Source organism: Edaphovirga cremea (genome assembly GCF_003332275.1).
Lineage (GTDB): Bacteria > Pseudomonadota > Gammaproteobacteria > Enterobacterales > Enterobacteriaceae > Edaphovirga > Edaphovirga cremea.
In genome coordinates, this window is sequence record NZ_QOVA01000001.1 from 577,715 (window position 1) to 592,910 (window position 15,196).

General features: G+C 51.0%; 14 protein-coding genes. 3 read left to right on the plus strand and 11 right to left on the minus strand.

Features of this window, described 5'->3' with window-relative positions:
- The first annotated feature begins 106 nt into the window (after window positions 1–106).
- Entirely contained in the window at window positions 107–1,627 is a 1,521-nt protein-coding gene (gene mglA, locus DRI82_RS02665) for a galactose/methyl galactoside ABC transporter ATP-binding protein MglA (protein ID WP_114191938.1), read from the plus strand.
- 18 nt (window positions 1,628–1,645) lie between these two features.
- On the plus strand, window positions 1,646–2,656 hold the full coding sequence (gene mglC, locus DRI82_RS02670) for a galactose/methyl galactoside ABC transporter permease MglC (RefSeq protein WP_114191939.1): 1,011 nt from the start codon (window positions 1,646–1,648) through the stop codon (window positions 2,654–2,656).
- Between the two features lie 106 nt (window positions 2,657–2,762).
- Here mglC and sanA read toward each other — a convergent pair whose 3' ends face one another.
- From sanA to DRI82_RS02715, 9 genes are all read right to left on the minus strand, one after another.
- Window positions 2,763–3,533, minus strand: a complete 771-nt coding sequence (gene sanA, locus DRI82_RS02675; RefSeq protein WP_114191940.1) for an outer membrane permeability protein SanA — start codon at window positions 3,531–3,533, stop codon at window positions 2,763–2,765.
- 225 nt (window positions 3,534–3,758) lie between these two features.
- Window positions 3,759–5,456, minus strand: coding sequence for an NAD-dependent malic enzyme (locus DRI82_RS02680; protein ID WP_114191941.1), 1,698 nt, complete (start codon window positions 5,454–5,456; stop codon window positions 3,759–3,761).
- A gap of 214 nt (window positions 5,457–5,670) precedes the next feature.
- Window positions 5,671–6,555 carry a cytidine deaminase gene (cdd, locus tag DRI82_RS02685; protein WP_114191942.1) on the minus strand — a complete coding sequence of 295 codons (885 nt, stop codon included), beginning with the start codon at window positions 6,553–6,555 and terminating at the stop codon, window positions 5,671–5,673.
- Window positions 6,556–6,803: 248 nt separating this feature from the next.
- The gene (locus DRI82_RS02690; RefSeq protein ID WP_114191943.1) at window positions 6,804–7,535 is read right to left on the minus strand and encodes an arginine ABC transporter substrate-binding protein; all 732 of its coding nucleotides are present in this window, start codon (window positions 7,533–7,535) and stop codon (window positions 6,804–6,806) included.
- Between the two features lie 213 nt (window positions 7,536–7,748).
- The gene (gene artM / locus DRI82_RS02695) at window positions 7,749–8,417 is read right to left on the minus strand and encodes an arginine ABC transporter permease ArtM (RefSeq protein ID WP_114191944.1); all 669 of its coding nucleotides are present in this window, start codon (window positions 8,415–8,417) and stop codon (window positions 7,749–7,751) included.
- On the minus strand, window positions 8,417–9,133 hold the full coding sequence (gene artQ / locus DRI82_RS02700; protein WP_114191945.1) for an arginine ABC transporter permease ArtQ: 717 nt from the start codon (window positions 9,131–9,133) through the stop codon (window positions 8,417–8,419). The genes artM and artQ overlap by 1 nt, the downstream gene beginning before the upstream one ends.
- 11 nt (window positions 9,134–9,144) lie before the next feature.
- Window positions 9,145–9,876, minus strand: coding sequence for an arginine ABC transporter substrate-binding protein (artJ, locus tag DRI82_RS02705; protein WP_114191946.1), 732 nt, complete (start codon window positions 9,874–9,876; stop codon window positions 9,145–9,147).
- A 20-nt stretch (window positions 9,877–9,896) separates the two neighbouring features.
- Window positions 9,897–10,625: an arginine ABC transporter ATP-binding protein ArtP gene (gene artP / locus DRI82_RS02710; protein ID WP_114191947.1), complete on the minus strand. Its 729-nt coding sequence runs from the start codon at window positions 10,623–10,625 to the stop codon at window positions 9,897–9,899.
- Window positions 10,626–10,934: 309 nt separating this feature from the next.
- Complete coding sequence (locus tag DRI82_RS02715) at window positions 10,935–11,513, minus strand: lipoprotein (RefSeq protein ID WP_114191948.1); 579 nt, start codon at window positions 11,511–11,513, stop codon at window positions 10,935–10,937.
- A 122-nt stretch (window positions 11,514–11,635) separates the two neighbouring features.
- On the opposite strand from DRI82_RS02715, the gene DRI82_RS02720 reads away from it, so the two are divergent.
- On the plus strand, window positions 11,636–12,499 hold the full coding sequence (locus tag DRI82_RS02720) for an N-acetylmuramoyl-L-alanine amidase (RefSeq protein ID WP_281269747.1): 864 nt from the start codon (window positions 11,636–11,638) through the stop codon (window positions 12,497–12,499).
- Here the strand turns inward: DRI82_RS02720 and DRI82_RS02725 are convergent.
- Together DRI82_RS02725 and DRI82_RS02730 are read right to left on the minus strand one after the other, a co-directional pair.
- Complete coding sequence (locus tag DRI82_RS02725) at window positions 12,496–13,527, minus strand: NAD-dependent epimerase/dehydratase family protein (RefSeq protein ID WP_114192020.1); 1,032 nt, start codon at window positions 13,525–13,527, stop codon at window positions 12,496–12,498. The two genes, DRI82_RS02720 and DRI82_RS02725, sit on opposite strands and share 4 nt — an antisense overlap.
- Before the next feature lie 154 nt (window positions 13,528–13,681).
- A complete protein-coding gene (locus DRI82_RS02730) occupies window positions 13,682–15,124 on the minus strand; it encodes a DUF2867 domain-containing protein (RefSeq protein ID WP_114191949.1) in 1,443 nt (480 codons plus the stop codon).
- Window positions 15,125–15,196 lie beyond the last annotated feature (72 nt).

The window sequence follows — 15,196 nt, forward strand, 5'->3', positions numbered from 1 at the left end:
GACCATGAGAATAGTATTTATCAGCAGTACCGGGATCCCTCCTGATGCTGTTGACAGAAACTAGTCAACGCATCGTGAGACTTTTTATTCTTAGCCAGGTGTAACTATGGCCGATATTAATACGGAACAACCGCGCGAGTGGTTGCTGGAAATGACTAACATTGATAAGTCATTTCCCGGCGTGAAGGCACTGGATAACGTCAACCTGAAAGTTCGTCCGCATTCCATCCATGCATTGATGGGGGAAAATGGCGCAGGGAAATCCACGTTATTAAAATGTCTGTTTGGCATTTACAGTAAAGATTCCGGAAGCATTCTTTTCCAGGGAAAGGAAGTTGATTTCAAAAGCTCCAAAGAGGCGCTGGAACAGGGCGTGTCTATGGTGCACCAGGAATTGAACCTGGTATTGCAGCGCACCGTAATGGATAACATGTGGCTGGGTCGTTATCCGACTAAAGGTTTTTTTGTCGATCAGGACAAAATGTACCAAGACACAAAAGCCATCTTTGATGAACTGGATATCGATATCGATCCACGTGAAAAAGTAGGCAAGCTTTCCGTGTCACAAATGCAGATGATCGAGATCGCCAAAGCATTTTCCTATAATGCCAAAATCGTGATTATGGATGAGCCCACGTCGTCACTGACGGAAAGGGAAGTGAACCATTTGTTCACCATCATCCGTAAACTGAAAGAGCGTGGGTGCGGCATTGTTTATATCTCGCACAAGATGGAAGAGATTTTCCAGTTGTGTGATGAGATAACGATTCTGCGCGATGGCCAGTGGATTACTACCCAACCGCTTGAAGGGATGAATATGGATCAGATCATCTCGATGATGGTCGGGCGTTCACTGAGCCAGCGCTTTCCTGACCGCCAGAATACGCCGGGAGAGGTGATTCTTGAGGTGAAAAATCTGACGTCGCTGCGGCAACCATCGATTCGCGATATTTCGTTTGATCTGCACAAAGGCGAAATATTGGGAATTGCCGGACTGGTTGGTGCGAAAAGAACCGATATTGTTGAAACACTTTTTGGTATTCGCGAGAAAGTCAGCGGTACCATTAAATTGCACGGTAAAAAAATCAATAACCACAGCGCGAATGAAGCAATTAACCATGGCTTTGCGCTGGTTACCGAAGAGCGTCGCGCGACCGGCATTTATGCCTATCTGGACATTGGTTTCAACTCGCTGATCGCCAATATCCGTAATTATAAAAACCGCATGGGGTTGCTGGATAATACCCGCATGAAGAGTGATACGCAGTGGGTCATTGATTCAATGCGGGTAAAAACACCGGGGCAAAAAACCAATATTGGTTCTCTGTCTGGGGGGAATCAGCAGAAAGTCATTATCGGTCGTTGGTTATTGACCCAGCCCGAAATCCTGATGCTTGATGAACCGACCCGCGGTATTGATGTGGGCGCAAAGTTTGAAATATATCAACTGATTATCGAACTGGCGAAAAAAGAGAAGGGGATTATTATCATCTCCTCCGAAATGCCAGAATTATTGGGTATCACAGACCGAATACTTGTTATGAGCAATGGATTGGTTGCGGGTATTGTTGAAACCAAAAATACCTCGCAAAGTGAAATATTACGCCTTGCATCCTTGCACCTCTAATTTTTAAGGGTTCTTATTATGAATGCGTTAAATAAGAAAAGCATGCTCACTTATCTTAAAGAGGGCGCGATTTATGTTGTACTATTTGTATTGCTGGCAATTATTATTTTCCAGGATCCCACTTTCCTCAGTCTGATGAACTTGAGTAACATTCTGACCCAGTCCTCAGTGCGTATTATTATTGCCCTGGGCGTGGCGGGGCTGATCGTTACGCAGGGTACTGACCTTTCCGCAGGGCGTCAGGTCGGTTTGGCCGCTGTAGTTGCCGCAACGATGTTGCAGGCGATGGATAACGTCAATAAAGTTTTCCCGAACCTTGATACAGTACCTATTCCACTGGTTATTCTTACCGTATGTATTATTGGTGCGATCATTGGCTTGATCAACGGTATTATCATTGCCTATCTGAACGTGACGCCGTTTATCACCACGTTGGGTACCATGATTATCGTATACGGTATTAACTCCCTGTATTACGACTTTGTGGGAGCATCGCCGATTGCCGGTTTTGATTCTGGTTTCTCGACCTTTGCCCAGGGCTTTATCCGCATGGGTGACTTTAAGCTCTCGTACATCACCTTCTATGCGCTGATTGCGATTATCTTTGTCTGGATACTGTGGAACAAAACACGCTTCGGTAAAAATATCTTCGCCATCGGCGGTAACCCGGAAGCGGCCAAAGTGTCCGGTGTTAACGTTCCGCTAAACCTGATCATGATTTATGCCTTGTCAGGCGTCTTCTATGCCTTCGGTGGTTTACTGGAAGCGGGGCGTATCGGCAGTGCCACCAATAACCTCGGTTTTATGTATGAGTTGGATGCCATCGCAGCCTGTGTGGTCGGCGGCGTCTCGTTTGCCGGTGGGGTCGGTACGGTTGCGGGGGTGGTGACCGGGGTTCTCATCTTCACCGTCATCAACTATGGTTTGACGTATATTGGTGTTAACCCTTACTGGCAATACATCATCAAAGGCGGAATTATCATTTTCGCCGTGGCGTTGGATTCATTGAAATATTCTAAGAAGAAATAAGAATAGATTAAATTAATACGTTATACCCGAAATAATTCGAGTTGAAGTATGACAGGTATGACGGATAGATAAAGGAAAACGCGGTGCCGGAAATGGGCCGCGTTTTTTAATGGCTTTCCAACTCATTCTCCGCATCCACTTTCTGACTCTTCTTCTTTTCCTTTTCCAGTTTATTCTGCAGTTCCAGCACCTGTTCCGGGGTAACGGCAGGATAACCTTGCGCATCGTCCGGGACTTTATGTACTGCGGGAATGGGGATCAACGGGCCAAGGAAACGAGGTTCACGCTTAAGGATATAGAGGTCACTCAAGGCGCCGAGACGGGCAAAAACCTCACGGACACGAACTGACAGCATGTCTTTGGGAGAGGGTACAGCATAGCACTGTGCCTGAATCCCCATGTGCAAGGCGATAAACAGGGCACGTTCGCAGTGGAAACGTTGGGTAATAATCAGAAAGTCATTGGTATCAAAAACTTTGCGCGTGCGGACAATGGTATCCAGCGTGCGGAAACCGGCGTAATCAAGCACGATATCACTGGGCGGAACACCGGCGGCAATCAGGTCACGCCGCATGGTCATCGGTTCGTTATAATTTTGTGCGGCGTTATCCCCGCTCAGCAGCAGATAGCTTACCTTGCCGCTGTTGTAGGCGTTCAGCGCGCCCTGAATCCGATAGAGATAGTACTGATTAATGACACCCGTGCGATAATACTTGGCGGTACCCAACACCACGCCGACCTGCCGATGCGGCAATTCCTGGATTTCATCGTAAATATAGTCAGCTGTTTTCCAACTCATCCAGCGGTCGAGCGCAATAGCGGTCAGCAGCACCAAAATAACGATGCTGAAAAAGCTGACTACCAGACGCTTCCACATTGTTTTGCCCTATGAATTCTGATGGGTAAGGAAAATTCAAGGCTACTTCACCCGCTGGTGGTAAGCAAGAACGCAGCGGCCTGTAGAGGGCGCTTCGTTGCATTTTTCGCCGTTTTTAGCCATTTTAAGATTTTAAGGAACTGACCAGATGATATTACGTCAGCAGAGCGGGCATGAAACCCGCTCGGCCTGACCTTAAGCATCCAGCGTTCTGACGTGTTGCATTCAGAAGGAAGTGCGCTTGTAGATGCGATATTGTGGCTGCCAGAAATTGTGTTCGATGGCTTTGGATAGCGCATCTTCAGACGTGACGACGGCGACACCCTGTAGTTGCGCGGCTTTACCAACCTCCATGGCAATCACCCTGGAAACGCCCTGGATATCATCGATCGCCGGCAATAATGACCCCTGACCGTCTGTCGCCAAGGGGGAGCAATCCGCCAGTGCGCGGCTTGCCGCCATCAACATACCGTCCGTCACGCGTTTGGCACCTGAAGCGAGTACGCCAAGACCAATACCTGGGAAAATATAGGAGTTATTACATTGGGCGATGGGGTAGACCCGGCCTTTGTAGTGAACCGGCGAGAATGGGCTGCCCGTAGCCACCAGCGCTGCACCCTCGGTCCAGTTAATGATGTCTTCCGGACGCGCTTCAACGCGTGAGGTCGGGTTGCTCAGCGGCATGACTATCGGTCGTGCGCAGTGACTGTGCATTTCCCGGATCAACTCTTCCGTAAACAGACCAGGCTGACCTGAAACACCGATCAGGATAGTCGGTTTTGCATTGCGCACCACGTCCAGCAACGAGATCGCGTCGTTATTCAGCGCCCAACTTTTGAGCTTTTCGCTCTTTTGCACCAGCTTGCTTTGGAAGTCGAGCAGGTTGGGAAGTTTATCAGTAAGCAGGCCAAAACGATCGACCATGAATACCCTCGCACGGGCTTCGTCTTCGCTCAAACCTTCTGACTTCATCTGCGCAACGATCTGTTCAGCGATACCGCAGCCCGCAGAACCCGCACCAAGGAAAGTCACCGTTTGATCGCGCAGACGACTGCCTGCGGCGCGGCTTGCGGCAATCAAACTGCCAATCGTTACCGCCGCGGTACCCTGGATATCATCATTGAAGCAGCAGATCTCATTGCGATAGCGGTTCAGCAGTGGGGTCGCATTGTTCTGGGCAAAGTCTTCGAATTGCAGCAGGACATTTGGCCAGCGACGTTTGACGGCCTGAATGAACTCCTCAACGAACGCATTGTACTCCTCACCGGTCACGCGTGGATTACGCCACCCCATATACAGCGGATCGTTCAGCAATTGCTGATTATTGGTACCGGCATCCAACACCACCGGCAATGTATAGGCTGGGCTGATGCCACCGCATGCGGTATACAGGGAAAGTTTACCGATTGGAATGCCCATTCCGCCAATGCCCTGATCGCCCAAACCGAGAATGCGCTCGCCGTCGGTTACGACGATCACTTTTACATTCTGCTTGGTGGCGTTCTGCAACATATCATCGATACGGTCACGATTGGGGTAAGAGATGAACAAACCGCGGGCGCGACGGTAGATATCAGAGAAATGCTCGCAGGCTTCACCGACGGTTGGCGTATAGATAATGGGCATCATTTCGCTGAGATGACTGTCTAAAAGACGATAGAACAGCGTTTCATTGGTGTCCTGAATATTGCGCAGATAGATGTGCTTATCTATGTCACTTTTAAAATCCAAAAACTGTCGCCAGGCTCTTTCGACCTGTTCTTCAATGGTTTCTACTGCTTCAGGCAGCAATCCGTGCAAGTTGAAGTGGCTGCGCTCTTCTTCAGTGAATGCGCTTCCTTTGTTCAATAATGGAAATTCAAGCAGGATTGGGCCAGCGTAAGGGATATACAGAGGACGTTTACTTTCGTATTCAAGTTCCATCGGTTTTACTCTTCACGGTCTCAGTTTGGGTGTAGGAGAGGTGATCCTAAAAGATAAAGAAAATATGTACAGCTTTTGTTAGTAACATAAAGCAGGCGGTATAAACGAATCGAATACATCAAGGGTTTTTATTCTGGGGCGAAGCAGGGAGGGGTGAGGCGCATTGGGAGCGAGCATTGCGCTCTCCGTCAGAAGGAGAGCGCAATGAAGGGTATCAAACCCGATGATGCGTGAGGTTTTGGCAGCCGAGAGCGGCCAATGTCGCGCGCGTGGCGTCGAACTGGCTGAGGTTCGCGCCATTGCGTTCAATCAATACCGCTCGGTTGATTTGCTGACAATCAGCGCCAGACATCGTCATCAGTACCAGTGCAGCCTGCAAAGGAGGGAGGCTTGGGTTGAACGCGGCATTTTCGGCGTAGCGGCCCGTGTAAATCTTGCCGTCATGGGTTTCCAACGCGACACCACTTTGCGCATTGCTATAAGGCGCATGACTCTGGTTTAGCGCATCAAGCGCCTGTGCGCTGAGCGCGTCAGTTTCCGCCAATGTAAAGCCATGGTTGATGGTATCCATCAGCAGGGTGGTGATGTTCAGATCTTTCGGTCCAAAAGCATCAGGTAAATAATCACCTAGCGTGGCTGGCGCGCGACCCGGCAGGCGAATAGCCAATCCAGTTCCGCTGTTTAACTCATTCATAAACTGGCGGCAGTGACCGCACGGCGTGTAATTCACCGTGATAGAGGCCAGCGATTTTTCACCACGCAGCCAGGCGTGAGAAACCGCGCACTGTTCGGCATGAATGGTTTGCTGCAACGGTGCGCCACTGAATTCAATATTGGCACCGAAGTAGAGGTTGCCGCTTACGCCGCGTGCAATCGCCCCGACCTGAAAGTGTGAAATCGGAGTGATTGAGCAGGCGGCTGCCAGAGGCAAAAGTGCAAAAGCCAGCGTATCATTGTCCAATCCACACGCATCTTTTACTGCGTCAACCTGTTGTGCAGTCAGCATGGACGGAAAGTCATCATGACGCATCAGCGGCTCAAGGGCGGTTTGCAGAGACGCCGGGAGTTCAGCGAAGGCGGTATGAAAACGTGGGTGCATAATGACTCTCTTTGACAAGTTATCGGGAGGTTATTTTAAGGGGCATTGCACCAATGTAGTGTGACGACGATCTCCTTCCAAATGAAATCTATGTAATGATTTATATTATTGAGAGACATGCAGCAACTTTCAGCAGGAATTTTCTTGAAAATGGTTTTTGTTTCTTAAACGAAAAGCCAATAAAAAGCCGGAACAATAACGCGCGCTGACGTTATCTTCCGGCTTGTAACTCAAGCAATTTTTATGGCTTATTCAGGAAACCATTTGTCATTGATAGACTTATAGGTGCCGTCTGCTTTGATTGCCGTCAGCGCGGTATTCAGTTTTTCCAGCAGTGCGGTATTGTCTGGGCGAACGGCGATACCAAGACCGATGCCGAAGTATTGCGGATCGGTAACGTGCTCTCCAACCGTTGCCAGATTGGTGTCAGCTTTCAGCCATTCATTCACCACGGCGGTGTCGCCAAATACGCCATCCAATCGGCCATTTTTCAGATCCAGAATCGCATTCTGATAACTGTCATAGGACATCGTATTAATTTCCGGGTGTTTTTCCTGCAGGTATTTCTGGTGCGTTGTCCCGTTTTCCATCCCGACTTTCTTGCCTTTCAGATCGGCCAGTGACTGGTATTTACCTTTATGCGCAATCACGATTGCCGAATTGGCGTAGTAAGGTTGGGTAAACGAAACCTGCTTGCTGCGTTCTGGCGTGATGTCCATACCGGAAATCACGGCGTCGTAACGGCGGAATTTCAGCGCCGGGATCAGACTGTCAAAGGCCTGATTGGTGAAGGTACATTCTGCCTGCATCTGCTTGCAGAGCGCCTTCGCCAAGTCCATATCAAAACCCACAATCTCGTTGCTGGCATCAAGGGATTCAAAGGGCGGGTAGGTGGCCGACGACGCAAAACGAACGGTATCTGCGGCGGTGGCGCTGAAAGCCAAACTTGCCAGAACGGTGGCCAGTAACAGTTTTTTCATGCAAAGACTCCTGTGCAATATGATGAACTCCCTATGATCGTCATTGATATAATTTTATTAACTATAACACCCACCTACAGGTGTCATTGACGAAAGGGCCAGTATTGTTACCATGCCATTATATGAATTAATATGCAATATAAGTGATTAAAAAATTAATTGAAGGCAATAAAAAAGGCGATCGATGATCGCCTTTTCATATCGGAATATCTTTTAGTTACGCCGTTCGAAAGCCAGCGCCCGACTCTCTATCAACCTCATCATCAAGGTCAGCAAGCCGTTGACACACAGATAAACTATCCCGGCGGCACCGAACACCATGACGTCGTAGGTTCGGCCATACATCAGTTGGCTGTGTCCCATGACTTCCATCAGCGTGATGGTATAAGCAAGCGACGTACTCTTGAAAACCAACACCACTTCATTGGAATACGATGACAGCGCGCGTTTGAAAGCAAAGGGCAGGAGAATGCGCAAAGACTGTTTCTTCGACATACCCAACGCTTCGCAAGACTGCCACTGCCCTTCAGGAATGGCTCGCACCGCACCATAGAAAAGCTGGGTGGTGTACGCCGCACTGTTCAAGGCCAGGGCAATCATCGCGCAAAGCCACGGCTGCGAAAGCAGATTCCACAGCCACGGATATTCGCGAATCGTTGGGAACTGACCGGGACCGTAATAGATCAGGAATATCTGTACCAGCAGTGGCGTGCCGGTAAAAAGCGTAATGTAGCCTTTCACCAGTTGGCTGACGACCGGCATCTTCAACGCCAGAATCATGGTAAACAGCAATGACAGAATCAAGGCCACAATCAGCGACGCAATGGTCAGGGTCAGGCTGGTGTGCAACCCTTTCAGGATCTCAGGCAAGTATTCAAGCATTACGACGGCCTCCGTTCAAAACGGGTAGTACGGAGTTCGATGCGTTTAATGATGAACTGACTGAGTAGCGTAACCACCAGATAAATCGCGGCTGCGATCATATACCAGTTGAACGGCTCCTGCGTGCGGGTGGCGATACTCTTGGTTTGCAGCATCAGATCGTTCACGCTGATCAGCGAAACCAGCGCAGTATCCTTCAATAGCACCAACCATTGGTTGCCCAGACCGGGCAGGGCATGCCGCCACATCTGCGGCATAATCAGCCGGAAAAAAATACCCGACTTACTCATGCCCAGCGCCTGACCAGATTCCCATTGTCCGTGTGGAACGGCTTTGAGCGCGCCGCGCAGCGTCTGGGATGCATAGGCAGCGTAGAGCAACGCCAGTGCTATCACACCGCAAAGGAACGGGCTGACTTCAAAGGTATCAATGTTTAACTTGACGGGGATCTGGAAAAAATAAAAGTTGATGGCAAAGCCGTCAGACAGCATCAACATGAGCTGCGACGAGCCGAAATAGATAAACAGCACCACCAGAATCTCTGGCAGCCCCCGTAGTAGCGTCACCACGCCAGTGCCAATCCAACTCACCACTTTCAAGCGAGAGGACTCCCAGACGGCAAACAGCATCGCCAGGATAAGACCGAGCACCAGTGCGCAAACGGCAAGGCCGACGGTCATCCCGGCGGCACTTAATAGCGGTTGGAATTCATTCATCAGTGTTTAGATTACTGCTGAAACCATTTTTTATAAATGGTCTCGTAAGTCCCATCCTGCTTCGCTTTTGCCAGCGCGGCATCCAGTTTACCCAGCAATTCGGTATTGTTCTGACGAACCGCAATGCCCAGTCCGGTACCGAAATAGTCGGCATCGGTGACTTTATCGCCAACGGCAGTCAGATTGGCATTCTGTTTCAGCCATTCATTCACGACAGCGGTATCACCGAAAACGGCATCCAGACGACCATTCTTCAGATCAAGAACCGCATTCTGATAGCTGTCATAAGGTACGGCAGTAATCTCCGGATGTTTCTCCATCAGGAATTTCTGGTGGGTAGAACCGTTCTGCATACCTACGCGTTTGCCTTTCAGATCGGCAAGGCTGGTGAATTTGCCCTTTTCAGAAATGAACAACGCCGAGTTGTCGTAATAAGGTTTGGTAAAGGAGACCTGCTTCAGGCGTTCCGGGGTGATATCCATACCTGAGATCACCGCGTCTACACGGCGGAATTTCAGGCTTGGGATCAGGCTGTCGAAAGCCTGATTGGTAAAGGTACAGTTGGCCTCAATCTCTTTACACAGCGCATTGGCCAAATCAATATCAAAACCCTGGATATTGTTGCTGGCATCAACAAATTCAAACGGTGCATAGGTCGCTTCCGTGGCGAAACGAATGTTTTCGGCAGCCGTGGCTGAGACGCTGATACCCGCCAAGACGGCAGCAATTATTAATTTTTTCATCGCAAACTCCGAAAAAGAGATCAATGGGATAAGTAACTTGCAAACTCTGCGGTTTGCGGTTGTGAGAAACGGCTGGCGTTACCCTGCTCGACAACGTGGCCGTTTTCCATGTAGACCACACGACTTGCCGTCTTGCGGGCAACTTCCACTTCATGCGTAACGATAACCTGGGTAATTCCCGTCCCGGCAAGTTCACGGATAATGCTGACAATCTGTGCCGTAATTTCCGGATCAAGCGCCGCGGTGGGTTCGTCAAACAGCAGGACTTGCGGCTCCATCATCAGCGCACGGGCAATCGCCACGCGCTGTTGCTGACCGCCAGAAAGATGCAGGGGGAAGCGATCGGCAAAGTCGGTGAGACGCAGACGGGTCAGTAATTTTTTCGCACGCTCAAGTGCCTGATCTTTAGACAGCCCGAGCACACGGCACGGCGCTTCGATCAGGTTTTGCTGTACGGTCAGATGTGGCCACAGATTGTATTGCTGGAAAACCATACCGACATTCTGACGAAGTTCGCGGATGGCTTTTTCACCTGGCGTCTGGGAAAAATCAAATTGGTTACCGGCAATCTGCAATTTGCCTGAACGCGGCATTTCGAGCAGATTCAACACCCGTAACAAAGAACTCTTACCTGCGCCACTCGGCCCCAGCAGTACCAGGGTCTCGCCAGCAGGGCAGTCGAGTGTAATATCGAATAGCGCCTGATGTGCGCCATAAAAGCAGTTTATACCGTTTAGTTGAATACTCATGCGCTGAATTTGAATAGCAATTGATGTGGCAAATGTTAACTTCCACAGAATACTTATGCAATCATTGTGCGTTAAAATTTACTCTACGCCACAAAACCCTCTTAAAAATAGCACAAAATGCGGTTTTGTGTGGGCGAAGGCGTGCATTGTCGCACTGTTTGCAAAGTGGGTAGGGATTTTGCTTTGTTTGTGTGCCTATAAGATGGGAAATGCGAAGAAAGCGCAATTACCGGGGGAAGTTGCGTGTAACCGGGGGGAAATGTACAGCGTGGCGCAGGGAAGTCAGCGAATACTTCCCTGCTGAAGAGATCAACGTTTTTCCAGGACCTGACGCAGGGTGCCGCTGGAAGCGAAATCCCAATTGGCCATGTAGCGGACGTCATCAACGGTCCAGCATGTGCCTTCACGAACCATCAGAACTTCATCCTGCCAGCTCGATTTCGCGCTGTCGGCTTTTTCATGACTCATGGTCACGCGTAGCGGAATGTTCCGGGCATCGGTATTGAGGATGGTCGATGCGCTATTGACCGTGGCGCTGGTCGGCCCTTCAAACAGGCTGGAGAACATATCGCCTTCAGCCACGCCCGCTTTTTCGTTCGGTGTGGCGGCAACGTCAACCTGCCGATCGTTTTGGGCATTAACAAAGGCGGTGTATAACGCGGTACTGAGATAAGGACGATATTGCGCCAACGTGGCCGCATCAGGCATACCCGTTGCACCTTTCTGGATGCGCAGATCAAAGAATTGTTGTGCGACAGCGTCCGGGCCACCATCGACGCACGGTGCGGCACGGGTTCCAATATCCTTGAACGCAGGCTCGACAGTGGTGGTACATGCACTTAGCATGAAGGCCAAAGGAATAACTGCGGCGATCGCTTTATTTTTCATCTTATTACCTTAATGAAAGTTTCTACCATGAAGTCTTCTAGCATACAGTATAAATCTGTTTTCAGCGGTTGCATTGATTCTGCCTGCGGTAGAAATCATCCACTAATTTGATAGGAGTTTATTTGGGACGCACATTGCGCTGGGTAGGGAGTGTCTCGCTGGCATTATTGCTGGCCGGTTGCCAGCAATCCTCAACGGGCAGCCGGGTCGACCGGGGCAGCTTTATGCTGGAAACGGCGCATCAGGCGCAGGCTGCGGATCAGCGCATCCGCTTTCTGGTGATCCACTATACGGCGGAAGATTTCCATTCCTCGTTGAATACCCTGACCGACGAACATGTCAGTGCGCATTATTTAATCCCTGCGCACCCCCCAAAAGCAGGGGGAAAGCCGGTGGCCTGGCAATTGGTGCCTGAATCACAGCGCGCGTGGCATGCCGGAGCCAGCGGTTGGCGTGGCCGCAGCAATCTCAATGATACATCGATTGGCATTGAGCTGGAGAATCGCGGCTACCGTAGCACGCTGGTGGGGCCACGTTGGTATCCATTTCCGCCAGAACAGATCGCTCTGCTAACGGATATAAGCCATCAGGTTATCGAACGCTATCAGATTGCGCCGCAGAATGTGCTGGGTCACAGCGATATCGCCCCGCAGCGGAAACAGGATCCTGGACCGCTATTTCCCTGGCATAAGCTGGCGCTGGCGGGAATAGGTGCCTGGCCGGATGCATCGCGCGTGAGGTTTTATCTGGCAGGACGAGAAGCCACAGAGCCTGTCGATCGGTTGCAACTGCTGGAAAAATTGGCGCAGTATGGCTATCCGCTACCCACAGATCCGCTGCCCACAGAGTTGACGCCTGAACAGCAGCAGAGCGTGATTGCCGCGTTTCAAATGCATTTTCGGTCCAGCGATTATCGCGGCCAGGCCGATGCAGAAAGTGAAGCCATTGTTCTGGCGCTTCTTGAGAAGTACGGTAGCCGTGACTAATCTGGCGAGGCGTTGACGCGTGCCAAATACTGCAATGTGCCATGATCCTTCAGCCACAGCGCCGTGCGGGAAATGCCTTCGTCGAGTGAAATCAGCGGACGATAGCCGAGTTCCTGTTGTGCACGGGTGGTATCCAGTGTCAGATCGAAGTTGAGTTTGGCAACGCCATAATGGGTGAGCACAGGCTCTTTGGCGCTTTTGCTGAATTTTTCCATCCCGCGCGCCATCATATCGAGCATCGGATACGGAATGGAGCGGATACGCCAATGCACGCCCAGACACTCTTGCAAATGTATCAGTAGGGTGCGCAGCGGCCGGGGTTGTTGATTGGTGATATTGTAGGCGCGACCGGAAGGTGTGCCTTGCGCCTGTGTGGCCAGCCACATGGCATGGACGGCGTTTTCGACATAGGTCATATCCACCAGCGCCTCGCCACCGCGTGGCAGCAGCAGTGAACCGCTGTGCTTGACCATTTGCAGCAATCTTGGCAGAAACACATTGTCGTGGGGACCGAACAATCCCTGAGGACGCAGGATAGTAAAATGCGTCTGTGGATTGGACATCGCCAACTGTTGAATGACGTCTTCACCCATGGCTTTGCTGCGCGCAAAGGCATTGGCAAACCGGGCAGGGCGGAACTCTTCTTTGATGTTGCGGTAATGGTGATAATCAAAATAGATCGCTGGCGAAGAGATATGGATAAAATTTTCAACGCCATAGGCTGCCGCCCATTCACCGAGTCGGCGAGTGGCGCGAACATTGGCCAGTTCGAAGGTCTCTTCGGTACCCCAGGGCGAGGTAAAGCCGGAGCAATGCCAGAGCGTATCGACTTCAGCCAGCATCGCTTTTGCCTGTGATGAGACGAGATTGGTAAGATCGGCATGGATAAACTCCGCGCCCATTTTTTCCAACAGTTTGCCCATCACCGCATTCCGGCCGGTTGCCCGAACTTTGATCCCCTGACGACGCAAATATTCCACGGCATTTCTGCCCAACCCGCTGGTTGCGCCGGTGACCAGTACCTTCATAACGTTAATTGCTTCCCACTGAAAATCACCTCGCGGTGGGACGGGGTGTCCACACAGCAAATAAGGTGCCATTCTTTCTTGAAATTGTGCTCTGCGCAATCTGAAAGGCACCTGCTTATTCTGCAAAATGTGCGGTTGACCGACAAATAACCGTTCAAACGGCAGATTTGCGGTCGTATTGCTCAGCAAGTGTGGCAATACGGTGGGCCATGCCGCGAAAAATAAACAGGTGCGGTGGCATCATGCTGAACCAATATAACAGGCCACTGAAACCTGCCGGATGCCACCACGCGCGGACATCGAGGGTGCGTTTATCACCCTGATCGTTGATGGTAAACGTTAAACGGCCCAACCCCGGTGCTTTCATGCCAAACAGTAGGGCCAGTTGCTGCTGGGGTTTGACGGTAATCACCCGCCAGCCATCAACCTTATCACCGCACTGCAAGGTGTCCCGATCCGGGCGACCATAAACCACGCCGCCGCCCGCCATATCATCCATAAGTGCACGCATGCGCCAAAGGATATTGGCAAAAAAGTACCCTTCAGTTCCACCGAGTTGCTGTACGACATGCCACAGCGCGGCGGCGGAGGCCGTGGTTTCCAGCTCATACCCCGCCTGTTTGGGATAAAAACCATAGCCTGGACGCCAGCGTGCCCGCGCCTGTGGGTCATATCCCCATTCGCTGGAGTCGACGAATTGGGCCTCATGCTCCAGTGTGTCGCGGGTCGCCTCATCAAACGTCAGTAATTTTTGTGGAATCAATGCCTGCAACGCCCGGCCATCGGAGGGCAAATCATGATTCAATCCCTGAATCAATGCCTTGGCAATAGGCGCCGGTACCGAGGTGATCATGCGAATAAAAAATACCGAGATCCATCGTGTGGGCATGGGAATGGGGATAAGCCAGCGACGTTTGCCGCTAATGGCGATGAAGCGTTCAAACAGCGTCTGATAACTGAGGTATTCCGGACCGGCAACGTCATAAATCCGGTGTTCGCTGGCCGGATGGTTGAGTATTTCTGTCAGATAGACCAGCAAATTCTCCAGTGCCACCGGTGAGGACTTCGAACGTACCCAGCGGGGCGGCGTGAGAACAGGCAGATTATAGACCATGTCGCGCATCACTTCGAAGGCGGCCGAGCCGGGTCCAACGATGATGCTGGCGCGAAATTCGGTGACCGGAATGCCGCTTTCGCGCAGGATCTCCCCGGTCAGTTTCCGCGCGGCGAGATGTTCGGAATTGGCACTGTTGGTTTGTGATGAACTGAGGAAAATAATCTGTCTGACTGATGACTGTCGCAGCGCCTGGCAGATATTTTGCGCCCCCTGCCGCTCTTTCTCGACAAAGTCGCTGCCTTCGCCCATCCCGTGAATCAGGTAATAGACGATATCCACATTTTCCAACACCGGTGGCAGCGTCTCTGGACGACTGACATCCGCATAGTGACAATGGACGTTCGGCCAGGGTTGCTCCTGTAACCAGGCGATCCGGCGTGCAGCGGCAGTAATGGTATGGCCTTGCTGACTGAGGCGTGGGATCAGGTGCTGGCCGATATAGCCGCTGGCACCCAGCACCAGAATTCGATGTAAGGTCATCCATTTTCCTTGGGGATTTTGTCGCGAACGGGCGATCGGATCACCGCGACGTAACGCGATGGCCGATCGAAA

What these genes read in the sequence shown, in the direction of transcription:
- DRI82_RS02725 (WP_114192020.1), bottom strand. Translation starts at nt 13,527, where the DNA reads ATGAAGGTACTGGTCACCGGCGCAACCAGCGGGTTGGGCAGAAATGCC.
- DRI82_RS02715 (WP_114191948.1), bottom strand. Translation starts at nt 11,513, where the DNA reads ATGAAAAATAAAGCGATCGCCGCAGTTATTCCTTTGGCCTTCATGCTA.
- cdd (WP_114191942.1), bottom strand. Translation starts at nt 6,555, where the DNA reads ATGCACCCACGTTTTCATACCGCCTTCGCTGAACTCCCGGCGTCTCTG.
- DRI82_RS02690 (WP_114191943.1), bottom strand. Translation starts at nt 7,535, where the DNA reads ATGAAAAAACTGTTACTGGCCACCGTTCTGGCAAGTTTGGCTTTCAGC.
- sanA (WP_114191940.1), bottom strand. Translation starts at nt 3,533, where the DNA reads ATGTGGAAGCGTCTGGTAGTCAGCTTTTTCAGCATCGTTATTTTGGTG.
- mglC (WP_114191939.1), top strand. Translation starts at nt 1,646, where the DNA reads ATGAATGCGTTAAATAAGAAAAGCATGCTCACTTATCTTAAAGAGGGC.
- artQ (WP_114191945.1), bottom strand. Translation starts at nt 9,133, where the DNA reads ATGAATGAATTCCAACCGCTATTAAGTGCCGCCGGGATGACCGTCGGC.
- artM (WP_114191944.1), bottom strand. Translation starts at nt 8,417, where the DNA reads ATGCTTGAATACTTGCCTGAGATCCTGAAAGGGTTGCACACCAGCCTG.
- artP (WP_114191947.1), bottom strand. Translation starts at nt 10,625, where the DNA reads ATGAGTATTCAACTAAACGGTATAAACTGCTTTTATGGCGCACATCAG.
- DRI82_RS02730 (WP_114191949.1), bottom strand. Translation starts at nt 15,124, where the DNA reads ATGACCTTACATCGAATTCTGGTGCTGGGTGCCAGCGGCTATATCGGC.
- DRI82_RS02680 (WP_114191941.1), bottom strand. Translation starts at nt 5,456, where the DNA reads ATGGAACTTGAATACGAAAGTAAACGTCCTCTGTATATCCCTTACGCT.
- artJ (WP_114191946.1), bottom strand. Translation starts at nt 9,876, where the DNA reads ATGAAAAAATTAATAATTGCTGCCGTCTTGGCGGGTATCAGCGTCTCA.
- mglA (WP_114191938.1), top strand. Translation starts at nt 107, where the DNA reads ATGGCCGATATTAATACGGAACAACCGCGCGAGTGGTTGCTGGAAATG.